The sequence below is a fragment of the Pontimicrobium sp. MEBiC01747 genome, from assembly GCF_053601635.1.
Genome location: NZ_JBSHNS010000524.1, coordinates 1 through 7253, shown reverse-complemented (window position 1 = coordinate 7253; position 7253 = coordinate 1). Strand labels below are relative to the sequence as shown.

The following is a 7253-nucleotide window of genomic DNA, read 5'->3' as shown; positions in this document are numbered from 1 at the left end:
CTTTTGGATTGTTTGTGCTCTGTGGGTTGGCAACATTATTCGTGCAACCACTTATTTATATTTATGAGAAAATATTCGGGTTAGTTTCAGACGTTTCACTATTAGAATTATCAGATACTAATTCTAAATTATTAAAGCAATTAGCTAACGATGCTCCAGGAACATTTCATCATTCTTTAAATGTTGCTAATTTAGCCGAAGCTTGCGCCAATGAGATTAGAGCTAATGCCATGTTAGTAAGGGTAGGGGCACTGTATCATGATATTGGTAAGATGAAGAATCCAACGTATTTTACAGAAAACCAATCTTCAGGTATAAATTCGCATGATGAGTTATCCTCAATAGAAAGTGCCAGAATAATTATAAATCATGTTATTGATGGTATTGAGATCGCCAAGAAAAATAACTTACCAGATCGTGTTATAGACTTTATAAGAACACATCATGGTACTAGTAGTGTTTATTATTTTTATATGAAAGAAAAAGCATTAAATGAAGATACAGATATTAATGATTTTTCATATCCAGGGCCTAAGCCTTTTAGTAAAGAAACAGCTATTTTAATGATGTGCGATAGTGTAGAAGCTGCATCCAAAAGTTTAAAAGAACCAACATCTTCTAAAATAGATATGTTTGTAGAAAACATACTTAATAAGCAAATGGATAATGGACAGTTTCTTAATGCAAACATTACTTTTAAAGAAATTCAATCTATAAAAAAAGTGCTAAAGCACAAGCTTGCAAATATTTACCATTTGAGAATTGAATATCCAGAATAATTTTTAAAAAAAAGTGCAAAAAAATGTTGCGATATCCAAGATGTTGTCTTAAATTTGCACCCGCAATTAATTGCTAGTTCATATTACATAAAAAATTGGAGAGGTGCCTGAGTGGCCGAAAGGAGCGGTTTGCTAAATCGTCGTACCCCAAAAGGGTACCCAGGGTTCGAATCCCTGTCTCTCCGCAATCTTTAGATTAATTCGGGGTGTAGCGTAGCCCGGTTATCGCGCCGCGTTTGGGACGCGGAGGTCGCAGGTTCGAATCCTGCCACCCCGACTATTAAATCTAAAATTTGGAGGCGTAGCTCAGCTGGATAGAGCATTGCCCTTCTAAGGCAACGGTCATAGGTTCGAATCCTATCGCCTTCACTCAAACCCTCGTAAACTATATTGTTTGCGAGGGTTTTGTTTTTTACAATAATTAAAAGTGTAATTCATAAAAAAGAAGCATAATACTATTGCCTTCTAAAATAATTATTTAGCTTTACTAACAATTCTTCTACTAAATGCCAAAAACGACCTCTAAAGTTCTTATCATTTTAGCTTTCATTGCTATTTATTTTATTTGGGGATCTACATACATGCTTAATAAAATAGCTGTTGAAGAGTTGCCTCCATTAATGTTGTCTTCTTTTAGGTTTACTACTGCTAGTATTTTAATTTTTATTATTGCAAAATTTATGAAACTGCCATTATCTATTACTAAAAGACAGTTTTTAAATTGCGCTATCGTTGGGTTTTTATTTTTGGTTTATGGTAATGGTGTTTTTGTTTGGGCTTTAAAGTATTTAGATAGTGGTTTTGCAGCATTGCTGGCTGCTTCTCAGCCTTTATTTGTATTATTACTAATGCGGATTCTCGATAAGAAAACAATGAAACCGAAATCTATAATTGGTGTAACTTTAGGGTTTATAGGTATGTATCTATTGGTTAGTCAAAAAGAATTGTCTTTTAATGAAGGAAGCGCCATAGGTGTTATCATGGTTTTAACTTGTGTTTTGGGTTGGAGTTATGCTAGTATCTATGTCTCTAAAGCAAATTTACCTCCAAGTTATTTTATAAGTACAGCATATCAAATGCTTACTGCTGGAATAATGTTAGCGTGTTTTAGTTTATTGTTTAGCGAAACATGGAGTTCTCCATTAAACTGGTCTGTAGACACGAGGTGGGCTGTTGTATTACTTATTGTATTTGGTGGGATTGTGGCGTTTACAGCTTTTAACTACTTATTAAAAAATGTATCTCCAGAAAAAGTGGCAACTTCTGCATACGTAAACCCTTTAATTGCATTGTTTTTAGGTTGGTATATACTAGATGAGAGTTTAACTATACAATCTATTTTTTCAGCAATAATACTATTAACTGGTGTTTATTTTATTACTTCAAAAAAGTGAATAATAATAAATGATACTAATATTAAAAAAATATTGGTGATTAAACTGTTTGTTTACTAGAGAGTTACTATTTATTAAGCAATAACTTTAAATCTTTAATAAGATAAATCAAAAAAATAATTGTTTAAATTATTACTTAACGAAAGTTTTAATTTTATAACTAACAGAATATACATAATACTTTGCTTTTCATCGAAAAAAAAGCATTGTTTATTGGAAATTTGTATTTTTGAATTATATTAATCAAAATAAAACCTGTTAGTGTGATGTAAAAATTACACTTTAAAACAAACTAACTAAACACAAAAATTATGATTAAAAATATTGTTCGATTAGGAATCCTTCTTTTAGCATTTCAAATGAATGCACAAAGTATAGAACGTCAGGTTATAGGTTCTGCAGGAACAACATTAACTAATGGAACTGTAAGTCTAGATTTTACAGTTGGAGAGTTAGCCGTTTCTACTATTACAGATGGTACTACAACTTTAACTCAAGGATTTCACCAAGGAACAGTTGCTCTACTAATTCGAGTAGATCCAGTAGTATTTTTACAAGGTGCTTTGTTAAATAATGGAGGAGGAAATTTAATGAGGGATGATTTAAGATCTTCTTATTTGCCAACAACCTCTCCTTACAGTGATGGATTAACATGTGCATCTAGTGTATTTAATGATGGGGGAACTTCTGGAACAGGACCTGTTAACGATAATATTGTTGATTGGGTTTTAGTAGAATTAAGAGATGCTAATGATAACGAATTAATTGAAGCTAGCCAATCTGCATTATTGCAAAGAGATGGTAATGTTGTTGGAGTAGATGGTGTTTCTCCTTTAGAGTTTAACATTGCTACAAAATCTTATTATATAGCAATAAAACACCGTAATCACTTATCAATTATGACATCTGCTACAGTTGCTTTATCAAGTGGTTCTGCTACTGTAGATTTTACAGATGTGAGTAATCAAATAACTTTTGGTACAGATGCTCAAACCACTTTTGGAATTCCAACTGGAGCAGTAGCAATGTGGGCAGGAGATGCTAATCAAGATGGAAGATTAAACTATCTAGGTGGATTATCTGATACGCCTTCTATAAGAGCACAAGTTTTTAACGATCCAGATAACTCCGTATTTGGAGGGCCACCTGTAGCTACATATAAATCTATTGGTTATTATGCAACTGATTTAAACATGGATGGTTTTACTGTATATTCTGGTGCAGATAGTGATGTTTTAAAATTAAGAAATAACATTTTTAATAATCCATCAAACTCAGTATTCGGAGGGCCTCCAGTTTCAACATATATCTTTACTCAACAATTACCAGAAGGAGCTAACTAATTACAGTTAAGTTTTACATAAAAAATGCCTCTAACTTTTAGAGGCATTTTTTATACAAAAAAGACTCAAAGCAACAAGTATAATTGTGTCTAATCAGAATTACCAAAACTGAAACTTTTAAAATACGGACTAAAATATACTTTAAAAGAACTTAATTCGTTCCCTACCAACCGAGGTAAGGATTAAGTTAACCATATATTGTGCTTTGAGACTTCTAACCAACCTCAAAATGATATTTAAAAGTATTATTTTTTAGAGTTGTGTAAAACCTATTTTGAGGGAAGTAGCTGTTTTGGTGAGTAAAACTATTTTTTCAATGAGTAAAAAGGATTTTTATTACGAGCCTGATTTTTTTTGTGCATTTCATCGGTATTATATGCATTAATAAATGCTTTATCAAATACTTATGTTATTTAACGACTTTTTTATAAACAAGCTTAACGGCTTTATATCTTAGCACCAATAACAGATTATTGTAATTATGAAATTTATTATTTCCATAGCCCTTTTTTTTACTATATCATTTGTATCTGCCCAGTCTAATGAGACTGTAAACATAAATAATAACACTCCTAATGCATTAAAAAAGAAGATTGAGGTGGTGGCTAATAAAGAAGCTAAAACATTACTGGTTATAAGTGTAAAAGGAGTAAAAAAAATTGAGGATTTAGATATTGAAAATTTTAATAAGAACTCTTTTTTTAATTTAATAGCTTCAAAAAAGAGGAAAAATAATGTTTGCTAAGAGTTTATTTAATATTAAATAAATATAAAGTCTGAATTAATATTCAGACTTTTACTTTCTATACTGTTATAATAAACTAACCTTTTAATCTAAAAACTTAGCTTTTAACTCTTTGGTAGGAATCATACAGGATTCTTTTTTTCCATACCATTTGTATCTATTCTTTGCAATATAGTCGTATACTTTATCTCTAATAAAACTTGGTACAATAAAGAATATCGTTAGTAAATTATTAGGAAAGCCTAATTGACTTGCTATGTGCAAAGCTGCAGACGATTTACTTTTTAAATCCTTAGTTTCGGTATATAATAATATAGAATCTGTTTTTTCTACATCTATATTAAACATATCTATTATTTGTTTACCAATATTGCTTTGTAAAGCAGCAAAACGGAAGCTGTCACTTTTATCATGTTTAATAACATATTGCACTGTTGTATTACATAAATTACATACACCATCAAACAAAATTAATTTCTTCCCCTTTGGTAAATTACTAATCATAATTAAATTATTTTACTGCTTCAACTAGTTCTAATGTATCAATATTTACATTAGTCGTAAAAATGCCATAATTTACAATAGCTTTCCCTTTTTCTATGGCATCTATAGTACCAATAGCCTTTCCATCTTGCATTCTTACTCTATCTCCTAGTTTTAATACAGGTTTAGGCTTTTCTATTTTAATTTCTTTTTTCTTTGCTTCTTTCTTTTTCTTTCTTATAACTTCTACTTTTTTCTCTGCTTCTTTTTTTACTTGAGTTTCTTTAGCTTTAATAGCTTTTTTTCTTTTGGCAGAAACTTTTTTACGTTTAGAGTTTTCTATTTGTACTAACCTAAACAACTCGGCCATTAACTCACGTTTCTTTTTATCTTCAAAATACTTTTCGCTGATATCATTAACCTTTTGACCTAAATAAATTAAACGTTGATTACTGTCGTACAGTTCTTGGTAGCTTTCTAATTTTTTCTGTATTTTTTCATTTATAGACTCTAATTTGTCTGCTTCGGATTGTTTTTTCTTCTCATTTACTTTTAGAGATTCGGATGTTTTTTCAAGTTTAGAACGTTCTTTTTGTAATTTAGCTATAGTAGCATCAAAACGAACTTTAGAGCGTTCTATTTTCTTTTTAGCTCTATTAATTAAGCTATACGGAATTCCATTTTTTTGCGCTACTTCAAATGTAAATGAGCTTCCTGCTTGTCCTAAGGCTAATTTATATAATGGCTCTAATGTACGTTCATCAAACATCATATTGGCATTAATCATTTCCTCTTTTTCTGTAGCAAGTATTTTAAGATTTGCGTAATGTGTTGTAATAATACCAAATGCTCCTCTAGAATAAAACTCTTCTAAAAATGTTTCAGCTAAAGCCCCACCAAGTTCGGGGTCGGATCCAGTTCCAAATTCATCAATTAAAAAGAGTGTATTTTTATTACACTTTTTCAAAAAATAATTCATTTGTTTAAGTCTATAGCTGTATGTACTTAAATGGTTCTCTATAGATTGATTATCTCCTATATCTGTTAAAATACGATCAAATAGGCTTACTTTACTTCGTTCATGTACAGGAATAAGCATACCACTTTGTAACATTAGCTGTAATAAACCTACAGTTTTTAATGTAATACTTTTTCCTCCTGCATTTGGTCCAGAAATAACAATTATTCTGCTATTATCATTTAATTTAATTGTTTGAGGAAATGTTTTTTCTTTACTTTTTAAATTATTTAAATAGAGTAATGGATGGTAAGCATCTCTTAAATATAAGTGTCTATTCGTAGCAATCTCTGGAAGAATTGCATTCATAGATTTTGCATATTTAGCTTTAGCAGAAATTACATCTATAGTTGTTAAAAAGTCTTGGTATTGCTCTATAAGTGGCGAAAAATCACGTAAGTAATTTGTTACTTCTTTTAATATACGTATTACTTCTTCGTTTTCTTCATATTCTAAATTATTGAGCTCTCTTGTATGTTGTAAGGTTGTTTCTGGTTCTATATATACTATACTTCCTGTTTTACTGCCACCCATTATGGCTCCTTTAACTTTACGACGATACATAGCCTTTACTGCTAAAACACGTTTATTATCTACAACAGATTCTCTTATATCATCTAAGTATTCTAAATTATGATAGGTATTTAACGCAGATGTAAAACTAGAATTTATTTTACCTTTAAGTCTGCCAATACTTTGTCTTATTTCATGTAATAAAATAGATGCATTATTTTTTACATCTCCAAATCTGTCTACAACACTATCTACTTTTTCTATTATAGCTTTGGTAACTTCAATATTAGAAGCATACTCATTTAGGTTTGGATAATATTCTTCGAATTTTTTTAAAAAAAGAATAATATCATTGCTAGTAATAGATATAGAAACTAATTTTTTTAAACTGTGTGTTTCTAAGTAAGTATTTTCTATACGTAGTAATTGTAGCTCTTTTGCAACAGTATCGAAACCATGGTTTGGTATACGGTTATCGTTATAATATGATGAGACATACTCGTTTGTAAGTTGTAATGCATTTAAAAGAGTGTCTTTATCTTTATATGGTTTAATTTCTAGAGCTTTAGTATTACCCAAATGTGTAACACAATATTCGCTTACTTGCTGTAAAACCGTTGAGAACTCTAAATCTTGTAATGTTTTATTATGTATGTTTATCATTGTATTATCCCTGAAAATATTTACAAAGGAATATATCTTAAAATTGTGAACTTGTTTTTATTGTGCATAACAAAGTTAAGGATTAGAAATGAATTTTATTGAGGTATACTTTGTTGTACATTTAATAATAAAAAAGCCCAATAAGAAGAGACTTATTGAGCCAGATTATTTTATTATAAAATAAGTTTATTCTAATTCCATAAAAGCTTCAAATTCTTTAATACGAATAAAAAAGTCTTTTTTTTCTTTTGAATCTTTTAACTGTAAAGTAAAAATAACTTGATTATTAAAAAAACCATAAGAGCAATCTATAGG

At 29.8% G+C, this 7253-nt stretch carries 6 protein-coding genes and 3 tRNA genes; 7 read left to right on the top strand and 2 right to left on the bottom strand.

What is annotated here, in order from left to right:
- From ACVC2P_RS17090 to ACVC2P_RS17060, 7 genes are all read left to right on the top strand, one after another.
- Positions 1-779, top strand: a 779-nt coding sequence (locus ACVC2P_RS17090; protein ID WP_452599662.1) for an HD family phosphohydrolase, incomplete at its 5' end; no start/stop codon positions are given.
- Positions 780-876: 97 nt separating this feature from the next.
- Positions 877-964: transfer RNA gene (locus ACVC2P_RS17085), tRNA-Ser, on the top strand.
- A 17-nt stretch (positions 965-981) separates the two neighbouring features.
- Positions 982-1056: transfer RNA gene (locus tag ACVC2P_RS17080), tRNA-Pro, on the top strand.
- An 18-nt stretch (positions 1057-1074) separates the two neighbouring features.
- Positions 1075-1148 (top strand) — tRNA-Arg (locus ACVC2P_RS17075).
- A gap of 137 nt (positions 1149-1285) precedes the next feature.
- Positions 1286-2173 carry an EamA family transporter gene (locus ACVC2P_RS17070; RefSeq protein WP_452599661.1) on the top strand — a complete coding sequence of 296 codons (888 nt, stop codon included), beginning with the start codon at positions 1286-1288 and terminating at the stop codon, positions 2171-2173.
- 311 nt (positions 2174-2484) lie between these two features.
- Positions 2485-3516, top strand: coding sequence for a hemagglutinin protein (locus tag ACVC2P_RS17065; protein WP_452599660.1), 1032 nt, complete (start codon positions 2485-2487; stop codon positions 3514-3516).
- 481 nt (positions 3517-3997) lie between these two features.
- Positions 3998-4261 carry a hypothetical protein gene (locus ACVC2P_RS17060; RefSeq protein ID WP_452599659.1) on the top strand — a complete coding sequence of 88 codons (264 nt, stop codon included), beginning with the start codon at positions 3998-4000 and terminating at the stop codon, positions 4259-4261.
- A gap of 84 nt (positions 4262-4345) precedes the next feature.
- Here the strand turns inward: ACVC2P_RS17060 and ACVC2P_RS17055 are convergent, their stop codons facing one another.
- Positions 4346-4765: a thiol-disulfide oxidoreductase DCC family protein gene (locus tag ACVC2P_RS17055; protein WP_452599658.1), complete on the bottom strand. Its 420-nt coding sequence runs from the start codon at positions 4763-4765 to the stop codon at positions 4346-4348.
- Positions 4766-4772: 7 nt separating this feature from the next.
- On the bottom strand, positions 4773-6938 hold the full coding sequence (locus tag ACVC2P_RS17050; protein WP_452599657.1) for an endonuclease MutS2: 2166 nt from the start codon (positions 6936-6938) through the stop codon (positions 4773-4775).
- Positions 6939-7253 lie beyond the last annotated feature (315 nt).

Bases quoted from the DNA above. Each gene is read 5' to 3' on its own strand.
- ACVC2P_RS17050 (WP_452599657.1), bottom strand. From the start codon at position 6,938: ATGATAAACATACATAATAAAACATTACAAGATTTAGAGTTCTCAACG.
- ACVC2P_RS17060 (WP_452599659.1), top strand. From the start codon at position 3,998: ATGAAATTTATTATTTCCATAGCCCTTTTTTTTACTATATCATTTGTA.
- ACVC2P_RS17065 (WP_452599660.1), top strand. From the start codon at position 2,485: ATGATTAAAAATATTGTTCGATTAGGAATCCTTCTTTTAGCATTTCAA.
- ACVC2P_RS17055 (WP_452599658.1), bottom strand. From the start codon at position 4,765: ATGATTAGTAATTTACCAAAGGGGAAGAAATTAATTTTGTTTGATGGT.
- ACVC2P_RS17070 (WP_452599661.1), top strand. From the start codon at position 1,286: ATGCCAAAAACGACCTCTAAAGTTCTTATCATTTTAGCTTTCATTGCT.